The 15,185-nt window shown below is 68.9% G+C and carries 15 protein-coding genes and 1 pseudogene; 5 read left to right on the top strand and 11 right to left on the bottom strand.

The features are described from left to right. Positions 1–23: 23 nt before the first annotated feature. From manD to CGL27_RS39735, 5 genes are all read right to left on the bottom strand, one after another. Entirely contained in the window at positions 24–1,238 is a 1,215-nt protein-coding gene (manD, locus tag CGL27_RS39755; RefSeq protein ID WP_119992407.1) for a D-mannonate dehydratase ManD, read from the bottom strand. A gap of 65 nt (positions 1,239–1,303) precedes the next feature. Further along, complete coding sequence (locus tag CGL27_RS39750; protein ID WP_078639736.1) at positions 1,304–2,158, bottom strand: carbohydrate ABC transporter permease; 855 nt, start codon at positions 2,156–2,158, stop codon at positions 1,304–1,306. Next, entirely contained in the window at positions 2,155–3,114 is a 960-nt protein-coding gene (locus CGL27_RS39745) for a sugar ABC transporter permease (RefSeq protein WP_078639737.1), read from the bottom strand. The genes CGL27_RS39750 and CGL27_RS39745 overlap by 4 nt, the downstream gene beginning before the upstream one ends. Then, the gene (locus CGL27_RS39740; protein WP_078639738.1) at positions 3,114–4,421 is read right to left on the bottom strand and encodes a sugar ABC transporter substrate-binding protein; all 1,308 of its coding nucleotides are present in this window, start codon (positions 4,419–4,421) and stop codon (positions 3,114–3,116) included. The genes CGL27_RS39745 and CGL27_RS39740 overlap by 1 nt, the downstream gene beginning before the upstream one ends. A gap of 225 nt (positions 4,422–4,646) precedes the next feature. Continuing rightward, positions 4,647–5,435 carry a FadR/GntR family transcriptional regulator gene (locus CGL27_RS39735; RefSeq protein ID WP_078639739.1) on the bottom strand — a complete coding sequence of 263 codons (789 nt, stop codon included), beginning with the start codon at positions 5,433–5,435 and terminating at the stop codon, positions 4,647–4,649. Positions 5,436–6,172: 737 nt separating this feature from the next. Between CGL27_RS39735 and CGL27_RS39730 the strand changes: the two genes are divergently transcribed. Further along, positions 6,173–7,393, top strand: coding sequence for a metallophosphoesterase (locus CGL27_RS39730; RefSeq protein ID WP_119992406.1), 1,221 nt, complete (start codon positions 6,173–6,175; stop codon positions 7,391–7,393). A gap of 167 nt (positions 7,394–7,560) precedes the next feature. Here the strand turns inward: CGL27_RS39730 and CGL27_RS39725 are convergent, their stop codons facing one another. Next, positions 7,561–8,136 (bottom strand): alpha/beta hydrolase, encoded by a 576-nt coding sequence (locus tag CGL27_RS39725; RefSeq protein ID WP_276147933.1) that lies wholly within the window; start codon positions 8,134–8,136, stop codon positions 7,561–7,563. Between the two features lie 425 nt (positions 8,137–8,561). Between CGL27_RS39725 and CGL27_RS39720 the strand changes: the two genes are divergently transcribed. Further along, positions 8,562–9,317 carry a phosphotransferase gene (locus CGL27_RS39720; RefSeq protein WP_119992404.1) on the top strand — a complete coding sequence of 252 codons (756 nt, stop codon included), beginning with the start codon at positions 8,562–8,564 and terminating at the stop codon, positions 9,315–9,317. Between the two features lie 34 nt (positions 9,318–9,351). On the opposite strand, the pseudogene CGL27_RS39715 reads toward CGL27_RS39720, so the two are convergent. After that, positions 9,352–9,486 (bottom strand): annotated as a pseudogene (locus CGL27_RS39715) (IS5/IS1182 family transposase); the annotation flags it as partial. A 149-nt stretch (positions 9,487–9,635) separates the two neighbouring features. Between CGL27_RS39715 and CGL27_RS39710 the strand changes: the two are divergent. After that, on the top strand, positions 9,636–10,283 hold the full coding sequence (locus tag CGL27_RS39710) for a hypothetical protein (RefSeq protein WP_119992403.1): 648 nt from the start codon (positions 9,636–9,638) through the stop codon (positions 10,281–10,283). Between the two features lie 26 nt (positions 10,284–10,309). Here the strand turns inward: CGL27_RS39710 and uppS are convergent, their stop codons facing one another. Then, positions 10,310–11,923, bottom strand: coding sequence for a polyprenyl diphosphate synthase (gene uppS, locus CGL27_RS39705; protein ID WP_276147893.1), 1,614 nt, complete (start codon positions 11,921–11,923; stop codon positions 10,310–10,312). Positions 11,924–11,988: 65 nt separating this feature from the next. Next, the gene (locus tag CGL27_RS39700; protein WP_119992401.1) at positions 11,989–12,420 is read right to left on the bottom strand and encodes an alpha/beta fold hydrolase; all 432 of its coding nucleotides are present in this window, start codon (positions 12,418–12,420) and stop codon (positions 11,989–11,991) included. A 75-nt stretch (positions 12,421–12,495) separates the two neighbouring features. Between CGL27_RS39700 and CGL27_RS39695 the strand changes: the two genes are divergently transcribed. Continuing rightward, complete coding sequence (locus tag CGL27_RS39695; RefSeq protein WP_119992400.1) at positions 12,496–12,966, top strand: MarR family transcriptional regulator; 471 nt, start codon at positions 12,496–12,498, stop codon at positions 12,964–12,966. 24 nt (positions 12,967–12,990) lie between these two features. Continuing rightward, positions 12,991–13,116 carry a hypothetical protein gene (locus CGL27_RS53280; protein ID WP_276147940.1) on the top strand — a complete coding sequence of 42 codons (126 nt, stop codon included), beginning with the start codon at positions 12,991–12,993 and terminating at the stop codon, positions 13,114–13,116. A gap of 34 nt (positions 13,117–13,150) precedes the next feature. On the opposite strand, the gene CGL27_RS39690 is transcribed toward CGL27_RS53280, so the two are convergent. Next, positions 13,151–14,104 (bottom strand): aminoglycoside 3'-phosphotransferase, encoded by a 954-nt coding sequence (locus CGL27_RS39690; RefSeq protein WP_205587823.1) that lies wholly within the window; start codon positions 14,102–14,104, stop codon positions 13,151–13,153. Between the two features lie 359 nt (positions 14,105–14,463). Further along, positions 14,464–15,126 carry a hydrolase gene (locus CGL27_RS39680; RefSeq protein WP_078639748.1) on the bottom strand — a complete coding sequence of 221 codons (663 nt, stop codon included), beginning with the start codon at positions 15,124–15,126 and terminating at the stop codon, positions 14,464–14,466. Positions 15,127–15,185: the final 59 nt, after the last annotated feature.

The raw sequence follows: 15,185 nt of genomic DNA, 5'->3' as shown, positions 1-15,185 counted from the left end.
GGCGCCCCGTCATCCGCGGCCGGTCACCAGTCGTGGACCGTTCCGTCCTGGAGCCGGTTCACCGGCAGATACGCCTGCCGGTAGGGGTGGGCCGCGGCCAGGTCCTCATCGAGTTCCACCCCGATACCGGCCGCCTCGCCCGGGTGCAGATGGCCGTCGGTGAAGGTGTAGGCGTGCCGGAAGACCTCCTGTGTCAGGGCGTTGTGCCCCGAGTACTCCTGGATGCCGAAGTTGTGGACCGCCAGATTGAGATGGACGGCAGCGGCCATACCGACGGGCGAGATGTCCTCCGGCCCGTGAATGCCGCTCTTGATCTGGTACTGGGCCGCGAAGTCGAAGAGCTTGCGCAGCGGAGTGACACCGCCGAAGTGGGTGACGGCGGAGCGCACGTAGTCGATCAGCTGCTCGGTGATGAGGGTCTGGTAGTCGTGGACGGTGTTGAAGACCTCGCCGATGGCGAGCGGGACGGTGGTGTGCCGCCGCACCAGTCGCAGCGCCTCCTGGTTCTCCGCGGGCGTACAGTCCTCCAGCCAGAACGGGCGGTACGGCTCCAGCTCCTGGCCGAGGCGCGCGGCCTGGACCGGTGTCAGCCGGTGGTGAGCGTCATGGAGCAGCGCCAGTTCCGGCCCGAACTCGGCCCGTACCGCCTCGAAGACCCGCGGAATGTGGCGCAGATACGCCTCCGTGTCCCAGTCCTCGACGAGGGGCTTCGCCCCCTGGTGCGGTACGGGCTTGTCGTCGGTGTCCGTGGTGTGCACGCCGTACACCGATTTGAGGCCGGGAATACCGGTCTGGATCCGGATCGCCGGGAAGCCCTGGCTCAGCCGGGCGCGCACCGAGTCGAGGAGTTCGGGGAGATCCCGGCCCTCCGCGTGGCCGTAGGTGCGGATACGGTCACGGCTCGCCCCGCCGAGGAGCTGGTACAGCGGCAGCCCGGCCGCCTTCGCCTTGATGTCCCACAGTGCCACGTCGACGGCGGCGATCGCGGCCATCGTGACCGGGCCGCGACGCCAGTAGGCCCCCCGGTACAGCGACTGCCAGGTGTCCTCGATCCGGTGCGCGTCCAGCCCTATGAGCAGCGGTACGACATGATCCTCCAGGTAGCTCACCACGGCGAGTTCGCGGCCGTTGAGCGTGGCGTCCCCCAGGCCGGTGAGGCCCTCGTCGGTCGTCACCTTCAGCGTGACGAAGTTGCGGCCGGGACTGGTGACGACGACCTTCGCGTCGACGATCTTCATGTGTCTGCTCTTTCCGAGCCGGTGCGGTCCCGGCTACGTGGGGGGGCGGGGGGAGGAACGGCCGGTCAGCCCTTGGAGGCTCCCGAGGTCAGACCGGCCACGAGGTGCTTCTGGCCGACGACCGCGGCCACCACGACCGGCACCGTGATGAGGGTGGCGGCAGCCATCAGGCCGCCCCAGTCGGTACTCGCATAGGAGATGAAGTTGAACAGCGCCACCGGCACGGTCTGGGTACGGTCGTCGGCGAAGACGAGCGCGAACATGAAGTTGTTCCAACTGAACACGAACGCCAGGAGCGAGGCCGTCGCCGTTCCGGGGGCCGCCAGGGGCAGGGTGATCCGCCAGAAGGCGCCGAATGCGGAGAGCCCGTCGGTCCGGCCGGCCTCCTCCAGTTCGACGGGGAGTCCCGCGAAGAAGCTGATCATGATCCACGTGATCAGCGGTACCGACACGAACATCTGGCTGAGGATCAGGACGGTGTACGAGCCGACCAGCCCGATCTGCGCGAAGAGGTAGTACCAGGGGACGAGCAGGGAGATCGCGGGCACGATCCGGGCGACCAGGACGAGGGAGCCGGTGCGGTGCATCCGGAAGCGGCCCACCGCCCAGGCAGCCGGTACGGCGATGACGGCGGAGAGCACCGTGGAGACCACCCCGACCAGCAGCGAGTTCCCCATCGAGCGCAGGATCTGGCCGTCCTCCACGATGTTGCGGAAGTTTTCCAGCGTGGGCGAGAACCACAGTCCGACCCGGGGATCGGTCACCTGCACGTTCGTCTTGAAGGCCGCCGCGAACATCCACACCACCGGCAGCGCGAAGATCAGTGTCACCACGGTGATGGCGGCGGCGCGCAGCCAGGCCAGCCCACGGCGGCGGCCGGTGCGCCCGCGGGGTGCGGCGGTGGCGTGGGAGGCGGTCATGCGGCGTCCTTCCTTCCGGAACGGCGGCGCAGCAGTACGACGACGCCGACGATGAAGAGCGTGAACAGCACCAGCACGGCCGCGGCCAGGCCGTACTCCTGGTAGTCGAAGGTGAGCCCGTAGGCGTACACGTTGAGGGTCTCCGCCTCGAAGTCCGAGCCCCCGCCCGGGCCCTTGGTGGCGTAGAGGATGTCGAAGGTCTTGAGCGCGTCCACGGCGCGCAGGACGAGGGCGGTCCCGATCGTCGGGCCGAGCATGGGCAGGACGACATGGCGGAACCGCTGCCAGGCGTTGGCCCCGTCGACGAGCGCGGCCTCTTCGGGTTCCTCGGGCAGGGTGGTGAGCCCGGCCAGCAGGAGCAGCGTCACCATCGGTGTCCACTGCCATACATCGATGAGCATCAGGGTCGGAAGCGACTGGCTCACCGAGCCGAGGAATTCCATCCGGGGAAGTCCCACCGAGGCCAGGAGATGGTTGGCGACGCCGTTGGTGGGGTCGAGGATGAGCAGCCACAGGATGCCGATGGCGACGGGTGTCGTCAGGAGCGGAATGATCAGGATCGTCCGTACCCAGCGCATTCCACGGAACGGTTTGCGCATGAGCATGGCGAGCGCCAGGCCCAGCACCATTTCCAGCGCCACGGCACCGATGGTGAAGACCACAGTGCGCTTCACCGCGGGCCAGAACCGGCGGACATCGCTGAGCGCGTCCACGAAGTTCCGCAGTCCCACGTGGTGTTTGTCGGCGTTCACCGCACCGAAGGCGTCGGTGAGGCTCAGGTTGATGGTGAAGGCCAGCGGGAAGACGATCATCAGTCCGACAAAGGCGAGCGCCGGGGTGAGCATCGCCCACTTCAGCCGGCGGTTGGCCTGTTCGACGGTGCGCGGGGCCCGGCCACGGGGCGGACGGGCGGAGTCCCGGGCCGTCGCCGTCACACGGACCTCGGTGGTGGACATCAGGACTCCTTGTGGCGGTTGTCGCGGACGAGGAAATCGGCGAACTCGGCGTCCGCGTCGCGGATCACAGGCTTCACCGGCCGCCCGAGGATCCCGGCCACGAGCGGGCGCCCGACGATGTCGCGGGCCCGTCCGACCTGGAGCACCTGGGGGCGGTCGTGCCCGATGCCACGCTCGGCGTTGATCCGCATCGCCTCGGCGAGGTCGGGCGGGAAGGACGCGAGCGTCTTGGGATCGGACCACACGGACTCCCGGGCGCACGGTATTCCCGCGGCCTGGAGTGCGGCGGCCATGTCCGGCCCCGCGGCCCAGCGGATGAACTCCCATGCCTCGTCGCGCAGTCGGGAGAAGGTGTTGATACCGAGGCTCCAGGACGGGATGTTGTGCGGGCGGGCGCCCGCGGGCCCCGCGGGGAACGGCGCGAAGCCCACGGTCTTGCGCACCGAGGAGACACCGGGGTCCAGGAAGCTGCTGTAGATCGCGTCGGCGTCGATGTAGAAGGCGGCCTTGCCCTGGGCGAAGATCGGCATGGCCTGTTCCAGGCTCATATTGGTGGCACCGGGCGGGCCCGCCTCGTGGAGCAGCCTGCCGTAGTACTCGTACGCCGCGATCGCGGCGCGGCTGCCGATGCCGGACCTGCCGTTCACGACGAAGTCGCCGCCGTACGAGTAGAGATAGCTCGACCACTGGGAGACGGCGCCGCTGCGCTGCCCGCGGCCCACGTACCCGAAGAAGCCCTTGCCCGGGTCCGTGAGCCGGACCGAGGCGTCCATCAGTTGGTCGAGCGTGCGGGGAGGGTCGGCCAGGTCCTTGCGGTAGTACAACGCGGGGCGTTCGGTGACCACCGGGACGCTCAGCACCCTTCCCTTGGTCTCCGAGGCGCCTCGGGGGGCCTCCTGGAAGTCCTGCCAGTCGAACTCCGCGTCGCCGTGGACCCGGTCGGTGAGGTCGGCGAGCCAGCCGTTGTGCGCGAAGACCGGCTGCTCCTGGAGTGCCCGGACCATCATCACGTCCACATCAGTGCCGGAGGCGTTGAGCTTCACGTTGTAGCTGCTGGCGAGCTGGTCGGCGGTGAGCAGGGTCATGGACACCCGGCGTCCGACACGCTCCTCGAACTCCGTCATCCGGCGGCGGACGGCCTGCGACCAGACGTGATTGATCGCCATGATCCGCAGCGGCGTGTCCGCCGACGGTGTGCCGCCCCCGCGCGAACAGGCGCCGAGCGCTCCGGCACCGACGGCCGCCGAGGCTCCGGCGGCCAGTCTGCCGAAGCCGCGGCGGCTGAGGAACTGGCTGCTCGTGGACATCCTCGTCCTCGTCTCTCTGCTGGTGGTGCGTCCCGTACGTCCGAACCACCGGTCCAACTGGTAGGACCAGTTCGGTCGTGCAGGGACGTTAACAGGCCATGCGGCCACCGACCAGCCCCCGGACCGATCGGTTACAGAGCGATCCGCCGCACCCGGGGCGAGGGCATGCCAAAGCGGTGAGGGGCCTGCGCGCAGGGGGCGGCCGCGCCGCCGGTCTTCGGGTCCTTATCCGGTCGGGTGCTCTGATTCGGCCAGCAGCAGCTCGATATGCCGCCGTGCCATGACATCCACCTGGAGGTCGAGATCGACGCCGTAGGTGCGCGTGCCGAGCAGAAGGTGCTCCCGCATGTGCGCGCAGGCCAGCTCCTCATCGCGCGCGACGATCGCCTCGAAGATCTCCGGATGGTGCGGCACCCCCGGTTCCTCGATGGAGGGGTCGGAGTTGGAGCGGAGCATCATCTCGAACATCATGCCGCTGATCGACGACAGCATGATCCGCAGGACCGGGTTGCCGCTGGCGACGGCGATCGCATCATGAAAGGCGACGTCCGCGCGCGCCTTGGTGACCACATCGGTCGCCGACTCCAGTGTGTCCTGTGCCGCACGCATCGCCGCGATGTCGCCTTCGCCCGCCCGCAGGGTCGCCAGCCGGACCGTCTCCACCTCCAGCGGCAGCCGCGCCTCGATGAGCTGGCGCACCGTGGGCCGGCCCGTCCGGTAGAGGGCGTCGTATCCGCGGGCCTGTCCGGACGACTGGTCCCGCACGAAGGAGCCGCGGCCCGGCGCCACCTCGATCAGCCGCTGCGCCTCCAGCCGCTGGAGAGCCTCCCGCACCACGTTCCGGCTGGAGCCGAAAGTCGCGGCGAGTTCGCGCTCCGACGGCAGCTTGGCGCCGACAGCGATCGCTCCGGACCTGATGTCGTGCTCCAGCTGACGCGCGATGCGCTCGGTGAGAAGCCCGCTCCGGGTACTGGTAACGGCACGGCTCGACTGCGAGGACGGGGCAGGCGGCATAACCAGGAGGGTACAGCCTCCCCAGGAGGCGAGTCGCGCCCGTGCCCGCTGGACGTCACGACCTGTGCCGAGCCCCCGCACGGTTGCGAAGTGGAAGGTCCGGGGATTGGCACCCCGCCAGGCGTCCAGATACGTTGACCGCCACCGCGCCCAAGCCGGTGAGGGCCACCGATCCTGGGAGGAAGGCGTATGAGCGCGACGACGATCATCTCCGTCATCGCGATCGTGATCGTTGCAGTGATCGCGTGGAAGACCTGGGGCGGCAAGAGGTGAAGGCCCCGGTGGCCGGTGTCGGGGCTCTTCCGGGCCCCGCGCCGCAGTGGCTCACATCACCCGCCGCCGGCAATCCGCCTACTGCCCGGGTCGTGGCCGGACCGGCCGGACCGGCCGGACCTATGCCGGCGGTGCGTCACGCGGATCGCTTCCCCAGCTCTTATTCGGTCGGGGACCCATGACAAGCGTCAGTCGGCCGCCGGAGACGATCTCCTAGTCGGAGCCGCCCTCGTCCCATGACCGGCGTGCCTGCTGCCCGGGGGAACAGGCTCACCACCGTCCGGCGCGGCGTCCGCGTGCAACGCCCTGGTGCGGGAGTGCTTTGACCGGCTTCAGTGAGGCCGGTGCTCGCATCATCGGCTCAGGCCATCGTCTAAGGGGCCGCGTCCATGAACGCCCGTCCGGCCGGCTCAAGGCGACCGGATACAGTGCGCGAGACGGCAGCCTGGTCAGGGAGGGCAAGCGTGACCGAAACCAGCGACACCCGGCCCGCCCAGGGTGGAGCGCCAGCGCCGCGGCAGAGCCGACCGCACCGCCTGATGCGCTACCTCCCCCTGATCGCCCCCGTCCTGCTGTGGGCCGTGCCCTGCTGGGTGCTCCTGCACACCGGCCAGCACTGGCCGCTGCCCGTCACGCTGGTCGGCACCGCCCTGTTCGCCCTCGGTCTCATCGGTATGCCGCTCATGATGGTGCGCGGCCACGGCCGGCGCCAGCGGGATCGGGCGGCGATCGTCGGTGACACCCTGCTGGGCACCAGCTGGACTCTGTTCACCTGGTCCGTTCTGCTCGGCGTCCTCTTGCGGCTCGCCCTGACCGTGGCCGGTGTCGGCGAGAGCCAGGACCGGGCCCGAATCGTCACCTGGTCCGTCCTCGGCATAACCGCCGTACTGCTCGGCTGGGGGTACGCCGAGGCCCGCCGCGTACCACGCGTGCGCCGACTCGACGTGCAACTCCCGCGACTGGGTGCCGGGTTGGACGGCATCCGCGTCGCCCTCATCACCGACACCCACTACGGCCCGCTCGATCGCACTCGCTGGTCGGCACGGGTATGCGAGACGGTGAACACTCTGGAAGCCGACCTGGTCTGCCACACCGGCGACATCGCGGACGGCACGGCCGAACGCCGCCGCGCCCAGGCCGCCCCACTCGGTACCGTGCGGGCCACCCGGGCCCGTGTATACGTCACCGGCAACCACGAGTACCACAGCGAGGCCCAGGGCTGGGTCGACCTGATGGACGAGCTGGGCTGGGAGCCGCTGCGCAACCGCCATCTGCTCCTCGAACGCGGAGGCGACACCCTCGTGGTCGCCGGCGTGGATGACGTCACCGCCGAGTCCTCCGGCCTGGCAGGCCACCGCGCCCACCTCGCCGGAGCCCTGAACGGCGCCGACCCCGACCTACCCGTCCTGCTCTTGGCACACCAGCCCAAGTTCATCGACCGGGCAGCAGCCGCCGGCATCGACCTCCAACTCTCCGGCCACACCCACGGCGGCCAGATCTGGCCCTTCCACCACCTCGTCCGCATCGACCAGCCCGCCCTCGCCGGCCTCAGCCACCACGGCCCCCGCACCCTCCTCTACACCAGCCGCGGCACCGGCTTCTGGGGCCCGCCCTTCCGCGTCTTCGCCCCCAGCGAGATCACCCTGCTCGTGCTCCGCTCCCCGCACCTGCCCACCTCGATATAGCAGTCCACGGGCCGAGGGATGCGGCGTCGACAGATGACCAGGCCCGTCTCGCCGCGACCAAGATCCGGACCAGCCCCGGGCCGACGGCTCCAACCCGGCCGTGCGCGTCGAGCATCGCTATGCCCTTTCTGCGCCGCACCCGATGGCTGCCACGGACTCATCCGCGCTCACGGTCCGGTGACGGCTGACACGGGGATCTGTTCGCGCAGGCACCAGGCGAGTGCGGCCGGCCAAGGGCCGTATCCATCTCCGGGGGTGATGTGGCCGGCGGCGGGGAGGACGTCGCAGTCCAGGCCGAGCGCGGCGCTCCACGCGCGCGGGTTGACGGGCGCGTATGGATCGGTCGCCGAGACGACCACATGCGGCGGCTTGGTCGACGCGGCGGCGAGAAGTTCACGGTCGACGCGCTCGAGCTTGAACTCTTCATTGCCGTTGGCCACGGTGAACGCCTGGTCACCGAGCGGGGACACCAGCAGCACCCGAGTGACGCGCAGGTCGGCGGGCAGGGTCTGGGCGGCGCGCAGCCACAGGGCGCAGCCGAGGGAGTGACACACCACGACGCGTTCTTGATCGCCGAGTTGAGCCAGCTCGGCGTGCAGGAGATCGATCCATTCGCTCATCGACGGCTGCTCGGGCGTGGGGAACTGCGGATAGAGCACCTGCTCGCCCCGCTGGCGCAGGGCCTCGGTCAACCACCACAGCCAGTGTTGCCGCGGGCGACGGTGCTGCACGCCGTGCACCATGAGGAAGCGCCGCGCAGGCGGAGGCGGAGCCGGAGGCGAGCTGGGCATCTCAGTCATCTGTCTCCTTCGTCCCAGCCCTGATCTTCAGGTTATCGGTGAACTGGTACGGCCACCGTATGGACCCATGGGTGATCCTCAACCCCTGGCACGGTTGCCGGCCTACTTGAACTCGCAATCTGCTTCCACCACGCCTAGCTCGCCGACATCGTGTGCTTCATGGGCGACCGGCCAATCGCCCCAGACGCCCGGCCCGTCCGGTGGTTGGAGAGCGAAGAGACCATCCGCCGACGCCGGCGCACGCTCGTCACCTGGTCAGCGGTCGGTGTCGCGCACGAGGCCGCCGGGTAGCGGGACGCGGTCAGCCGCGCAATCGCACGCGATAAACCCGGCGACGTCGACGATCATCCCCGGGATACTGGTCGCCCATGGATGAGGTCAAAGTCGTCGTCGCCCATTCCGAGCGCGCGACCCTGCGCGTCGGCGACGTGTTCCTGAAGGTGGACGCCGATCAGGCGCGCATCGACGTCGAGGTCGAGGCGATGGCCCTGGCGCCGGTCCCGACCCCGGAGGTCCTGTGGCGTAAGCCGCCCGTGCTCGCGATCGCCGCGGTCCCGGGGACGGCGCTCGGCCGCCTCGGCAAGCCGTCGACCGCGTCCCCGGCGGCGTGGGCCGCGGCGGGTGCCGCCATCCGGAAGTTGCACGACGCGCCGTTGCCGCCCTGGCCCGGCCGGGGTGGCCGGGGCGGCCGGGGCCTCGACGAGTTGGCTGCGGATCTCGACGGCGAGTGCGAGTGGCTCGTGACGAACGGCGTCCTGCCCGCCGACCTGGTCACCCGCAACCGCCAGGTCGCCGAGGCCGCGCTCCGGCCGTGGACTCCGGTGTTCACGCACGGCGACCTGCAGATCGCTCACGTGTTCATCGACGGCGACGAGATCACGGGCATTATCGACTGGTCCGAGGCGGGCCGGGGTGATGCCCTGTTCGACCTCGCCACCTTGACGCTCGGATACGAGGAGCACCTCGGCGACGTCGTCGTCGGCTATGGCACCGCCGTCGACCTCGACGTGATCCGCGCGTGGTGGTCGTTGCGAAGCCTGCTGGGGGTTCGCTGGCTGGTCGAGCACGGCTTCGACCCGTTCGCGCCAGGCTGTGAGGTCGACGTGCTGAGATCCCGGCTGTGAGGCTGCGCGGGCCCGACTGCAGCGCGTGCGTTCTGAAGCCGCGGTCGGCGTACAGGTGCTTGGGGCGGCGCAGTGGCCGGCCGCGCTTGCCGCGGATCGACGGGACGGCCTGGATCAGCGGGATCAGCCGGGTGACGTCGTTGCGGTGGCCGCCGACACCGATAGCTGACGGGTCGGGGCATCGACCGGCGGTGAGGAACGACCGTCTGTCCTTCTTTCGGGCGGTTTAGGGCAAACGCTACACCCTGGGGAGTGGAGGCCCGGGACGATGGCGCCCTGAGGGCTGCGCCGTGCCGCCCTGGGGAGGATGACAAGCCGATGAGTGCGACGCGACGCACCGTGCTGGGTACTGCCTTGGCTGGGCCCCTGCTGGGCCATTTAGCCGGCACAGCGGCCGGTGCGGATAAGAACGGCCGGTTCGGCACGATCTCGGAAGGGTGGGTGGAGGTCCGCTGGACGCCGCAGGCGCAGGCGCAACTCGACCGGTTCCAGGCCACGGTGCAGGCCATCGCGCCCGCTCGACTGATCGAGGACAAGGCGGGGACCGCCATCCGGTTTCCCGTGCGGACAGCGACCGGCGACCCGGCGTTGACCAACCTGCCCAAGGCCCAGGGCAGTGGCCGCCTCGACGGCGGCGTCGTGGTGCGTACGCCGATGGGTGAGTTCCGGGTCACCGAACTGGAGAGTGTGCTGGAGTCCGGGCAGACGTCCGGACGGTGCGCCGTCAACGGGGCCCAGACCAGCATGCGGTCGCTGTTCATATGCGGTGCGGGCGAGGGCCGTCTGGTCGCGCAGCCTGTGCCGGCCGGTCAGCCGCTCAAGGTCCGGATCAGTGATGTGCCGCTGCGGCCGACCCCTGAGTCGCTGAGCGCTTTCACGACGGCGTTCGGCGCACCTGCCGTCACCACGGACACGGTCATGGCATACGTGACCGGTGAAGGCGTGTACACCCCGCCGGGGCGCTGACCACACCCCGTTCCGGCCCGGGCTCTTCAATCCGCCCGGGCCGGCTGCACAGGTCGGGCCTGTCCGGGCAGGTCCCCGCCGAATCGGCGCCGGCGGCCTGAGAATTCTCTGACAGCGGCCTCCAGGTGCCGGTAGCCGAAGTCGGGCCATAGCGCCGGGTCAAACACCATTTCGGCGTAGGTGAGGTGCCACGGGAGGAAGTTGCTGATCCGCTGCTCACCGGAGGTGCGGATCAGCAGATCGACATCGGGCAGATCTGGCACATACAGATTCCGGGCGATGTCGTCCGCGTCGATGGCTTCCGGCCGGATCCTCCCGGCGGCCACCTCGGCGGCCAGCGCGCGGGCTGCCGCGACCAGTTCATCGCGGCCGCCGTAGTCGACGCAGAAGGTCAGCGTCAGGACGCTGTTGGCCGAGGTCATGCTCTCGACCAACGCCAGTGCGGACGCGGTCGACTCATCCAGCCGGTCACGGCGCCCGCACCAGCGCACTCGCACACCGCACTCCTGCAGCCACTGGATGTACCGGGTCAGCCCGTCGGCCGCGGTGTCGAACAGACCGGCCACTTCTTCCTGGGACCGGGCCCAGTTCTCTGTGGAGAAGGCGAATACCGTCAGGTGCCGGATCCCCACTCTCAGGGCGGAGTCGATCAGCCGCATCACCGCCCGGAACCCGGCGATGTGACCGTCAAGCGCCGACAGACAGCGTGCTCCGGCCCAGCGTCGGTTCCCATCCATGATCACCGCAACATGTTCGGGAACGGCTGCCAGGTCCTCGACCGCACGACGCCGGGCCGAACTGGCCAGGGTCAGCGGTTCCAGACCGGTGACCATTACCCTGGCACCCAGCATCTCCGCCTCGTCGAGCTGCAGTTGCGCACCGAGGATCACCGCGTGCAGGAACGCCTGGTTGGGTAGATGCACCATCCCCGCCATCGGCATCGCCTGCTCCAGCAGCTCCCGGGCCCGGCCAACCTGGATCTTGACCAGCTCGTCCAAAGCTTGCCGGTATCGCTCCACGCGCTGAAGGTCGCCGACCTCCAGGCCCAGCCGCTTCAAGTCCTCGCGCGGCAGATAACACCGGCCGGCGGCAAGGTCGGCCGGGAAGTCTTCCAAGAGGTCCAGCACGTGCATCGCCTCGCCCAGCAGCGATGCGGACCGCGCCAGCTCCTGATCACGCGGTCCCAGCATCAATGCGAGCAGCTTATAGAAGGTCCCGTTGACTTCGCGCAGATAGCACCGAAGGTCTGCGAAGGTGGCGAACGTCGGCTGCGCCTCGCTGTCCACCCGCTCGGCGGCCAGCAACCTCTCGATGAGCGTGACATCCAGATCCCACCGTCGCACCGTGTCCGCGAACGCCCGTAGCACCGGGTGCTCGGCTCCTCCCGAACGCACTGCTGCCAGCGTCTGCTCACACCAGCGGGTCAGCAGCCGCTCGCGGGCGGCCTGCTCGCTCTCGTCGGAGATGCGGTCGGTCCACCCGTAGAACGCGACCACCGCGTGGAAGTGGGGCCGGACCTCGTCGGGCAGGACCTCGCCCGCGGCCCACGCCTCGGGGTAGTACCGCTCCGTCTCACGCGCGCAGAACGCGTAGGACTCACCCAGCTCCGCCGTATCCAAGCCTGGACGCTCACTCGCCACCACCGAACCCGCCTTCGTTCAGGTCGCCTGCCGTCGTCACCGTGGCTTGCCTGGCCCCATCACTCTCATGCCGCCCGTATGCCGGCCACGGAACCTTTAATCAGCTTTAACGACCCGCCGGTGGATAGGTATCGACGGCCAAAGCGCTCGACTGCCGCTCCGTTACGGGTCGTTGCCGTCCTCCGCGGTGTCCGGATCAAGAGGTGGGCTGTGCTGCCTTCCAACAGCTGGTGCACATCCTCGGCTTCGTCCCGCTTGGTCCAGTGTCCGGCCGGTATGGAGGAGTCTCCGGAGCCGCGCAGGTCCGGTGCGATCACCGCGAAGCCCTGCTCGACCAGCAGCGGCATCACCGCGCGCCACTCGATCCAGCTGAACGGCCATCCGTGGAGGAGGACGATCGCAGGGCCGCTCCCGCCGATCACATAGTGCAGCCGGACACCGTTGACATCGGCATGGGCGTGCGCGAAGCCCTCCGGCGGAGGAGCGGGAGGAGACATGGGACCACCTTCCAAGATTTGCTTGCTTCAGCAAGAATCGGACTGGTTGCTTGCCTTGTCAAATACACTGGACGGATGGCCTCCGACGATGTCCCGCTGTCCCCCGACGAACTCCGCCTCTGGCAGAGCCTGGGCCGCCTGGTCCACGCCCTGCCGCGCGTACTGGAGGACGACATGTCCCGCACGGGGGTCACCATGACCGAATTCGCCGCCCTGCTACTCCTCAGCGAGGCACCCGACCACCGCATGCGCATGTCCCCGCTCGCCGACGCCGCGGGGCTCACCCCCTCCAGGATCACCCGCGTCGTCGACGGATTGAGCAAGCACGGGCTCGTCCACAAGGAGCGCCACGGCCAGGACGGCCGCGGAAACGACGCGATACTCACCGAAGCCGGACTACGCGCCATGCAGTCGGCCCAGCCCGCGCACCTGGCCAGCGCCCGCACCCGCGTTCTCGACCAGATTCCCCCGGACCTGCTTCCGGCCCTTGCCCAGACGCTCGCGACCCTCGCCGAAAGCCTGTCCCCCCATCACCGCGACGCCTGAGCCAGCACATCTACCTGTGCCGCCATGCGTCCGAAGGGGCGCTTCCCGAAGTCGGCCCAGCCCGGCGCGAAGAAGGACCTCGAGGAGGTCTACCACGCCGAGGACCGCGAACACGCGCTGAAGGCCGTCGCGGCATTTGAAAAGACGTAGGCGGCCTGAACCACGTCACCGCGGCTTGCGATGCTCAGTCCGACAGTTCCCACAGCAACCGGTAGTACATGATCCGTTCCAGGTCCGGCTCGACTCCGTAGGCTTCGAGCAGTGGCTCTTCCCATCCCGGACCGTAGTTCCACTGCGTACTCCATGTGGCAACAGCGAGGTCGGCCCAGCGGTCCGCGACACCGAGCGTGCCGAGGTCGACGTGCCCCGTGCACGTGCCGTCGTCACCGACCAGGGTGTTGGGAGCGCAGGCGTCGCCATGGCAGACGACGAGCCGGTCGACGGGCGGGATGTCGGTGAGCACGCCGAGCGCGTGCTCGACAGTGCCTAAGTGTTGAAGGTCTGGAGACCAGTCCGCCGGCCTGGTCAGGCCCGCCGCCGCTCGTGACCGCGCACTCTCCAGGCGATTTTCGGCCGACCAGTCGAACGGGCAGTTCGCGACGGGCAGTGCGTCATGGAGCGCCCGCAGCCCGGAGCCGATCGCGCGTACCGCGGTACCGGGGTCGCGCTTCCAGTGATCGTCCACCGCCATACGTCCGGGCAAGCCATGGGTGATGATCCAGGACCCCATTTCGTCAGCGCCCTCACCGAGTACCCGCGGCACCACGGTGAACCTCGCCGCCCACCGCAGGCGTGCCACCTCAGCCGCAAGGTCGATACCGCTGCCGACCGGCGTCCACTTCACAAACTGCCGTGTATCACCCAAGCCGACTTGGAACGTCAACCCGCCGAGTTCGTTCTTCCAGACGGCCCGTACCGGCTGCCCCGCCGCGAGCTCGGCAACGATACGTGGAGGCTCGACAGGTTCTTGGGGCGAGGTGGCGATCACCCGCTCAATGTCACCAGAGCGGCCGCGGGCCGGCCAACCATTTTCCGACACTTCGGTCAGCAGACCCTCCGACCAACCGCAATCGGCGCACGCCAGGAGACGAGACAGTGCCGAAGCCTGGTCCGCGCCCCGAAGCTGGTAGGTGTTCATGAGTGCCTCCACGCCGTTGAACATCATGCTTGGTACGGGGAGCCAGTACTCGTAGTTCACCACCCCATTCAGAAGGGACCCGAGCGCGCTTTTCACCGCTGTCGGCTGAGGGCCGGTCATGGCCCCCGCCGACCATCTTCGGTGCCCAGTCACTGCTACGCAGCGCCCGTACCAGGCCGATCGAGTCATCGAGGTAGGAGCACAGCAGGAGCAGGTCCGGGTCCTTGCTGGCCACGGAGCCGATGATCGGCGCGAACTCGCTGGTCGACGGTCGCCGATCGCTCGTTGAAACACTGGGAGGGGGTGGAGCGCTCACGGCTGTGAGCGCTCCACCCCCTCCGGCTCAGCAGCGGCCGGCGCTACACGCCGGCACCATCGGCGGTGGGTGTGGCCAGCAGCTGCAGCTCCCAGGCGAGCGCGATCCCGCTACCGCCACCGTGGTCGAAGAGAACCGGCGCGAGCGCGTCGGCCGTTGACTCGCGAGCCCAGTCGCGCTGCCATTCGCTGATCACGGCCATCCAGGTGATGGGCACCACGCCGGCCTGCTCCATGCGACGCACCGCCATGTCGTGCGTCTCGGCACTGACCCCGCCGCTGGCGTCCGTGACGACGAAGACGTCGTACCCCTCACCCAGCGCCTGGATGGCGGGCATGGCGACGCAGACCTCCGTCCACAGCCCGGCAATGATCAGCTTCTTGCGCCCCGTTCGCTCCACGACGTCGACGACGCGACGGTCTTCCCAGGTGTTGATGAACGTGCGGTTGATCGGCTTCTGGTCCGGGAAGACGTCCTGGAGGCCCTTGATGAGGTAGCCGCCACGTTCTTCTATCACCGTGGTCAGCACCGTGGGGACGTCGAACACCTTCGCGGCCTTGGCCAGGCCGACGACGTTGTTGACAATCATGGTTGGTTCGTGGCTGTTGAGATTGGAGAACTGGAAGGGCTGGTGGTCGATGAGCACCAGGACGCTTTCCTCGGGGGTAAGCAGTGCTTCGAGTCCGGCCTTTGCAGTGCGTGTCACGATGGTTCCTTCTGCGTGATGGGTTGAGCGTTCGATGGTGAGAGTCAGAGCTGTTCGGG

The sequence above is a fragment of the Streptomyces sp. 11-1-2 genome (assembly GCF_003595545.1).
Taxonomy (GTDB): Bacteria; Actinomycetota; Actinomycetes; order Streptomycetales; family Streptomycetaceae; genus Streptomyces; species Streptomyces hygroscopicus_B.
Note: the sequence above shows the minus strand (reverse complement) of the source record. Positions and strands in the feature narration are given on the sequence as shown.

Coding starts and splice junctions, on each gene's coding strand:
- CGL27_RS39750 (WP_078639736.1), bottom strand. CDS start 2,158: ATGACCGCCTCCCACGCCACCGCCGCACCCCGCGGGCGCACCGGCCGC.
- CGL27_RS39710 (WP_119992403.1), top strand. CDS start 9,636: ATGAGTGCGACGCGACGCACCGTGCTGGGTACTGCCTTGGCTGGGCCC.
- CGL27_RS39695 (WP_119992400.1), top strand. CDS start 12,496: ATGGCCTCCGACGATGTCCCGCTGTCCCCCGACGAACTCCGCCTCTGG.
- manD (WP_119992407.1), bottom strand. CDS start 1,238: ATGAAGATCGTCGACGCGAAGGTCGTCGTCACCAGTCCCGGCCGCAAC.
- CGL27_RS39690 (WP_205587823.1), bottom strand. CDS start 14,104: ATGAACACCTACCAGCTTCGGGGCGCGGACCAGGCTTCGGCACTGTCT.
- CGL27_RS39735 (WP_078639739.1), bottom strand. CDS start 5,435: ATGCCGCCTGCCCCGTCCTCGCAGTCGAGCCGTGCCGTTACCAGTACC.
- CGL27_RS53280 (WP_276147940.1), top strand. CDS start 12,991: ATGCGTCCGAAGGGGCGCTTCCCGAAGTCGGCCCAGCCCGGCGCGAAG.
- CGL27_RS39725 (WP_276147933.1), bottom strand. CDS start 8,136: ATGGTGCACGGCGTGCAGCACCGTCGCCCGCGGCAACACTGGCTGTGG.
- CGL27_RS39700 (WP_119992401.1), bottom strand. CDS start 12,420: ATGTCTCCTCCCGCTCCTCCGCCGGAGGGCTTCGCGCACGCCCATGCC.
- CGL27_RS39745 (WP_078639737.1), bottom strand. CDS start 3,114: ATGTCCACCACCGAGGTCCGTGTGACGGCGACGGCCCGGGACTCCGCC.
- CGL27_RS39720 (WP_119992404.1), top strand. CDS start 8,562: ATGGATGAGGTCAAAGTCGTCGTCGCCCATTCCGAGCGCGCGACCCTG.
- CGL27_RS39740 (WP_078639738.1), bottom strand. CDS start 4,421: ATGTCCACGAGCAGCCAGTTCCTCAGCCGCCGCGGCTTCGGCAGACTG.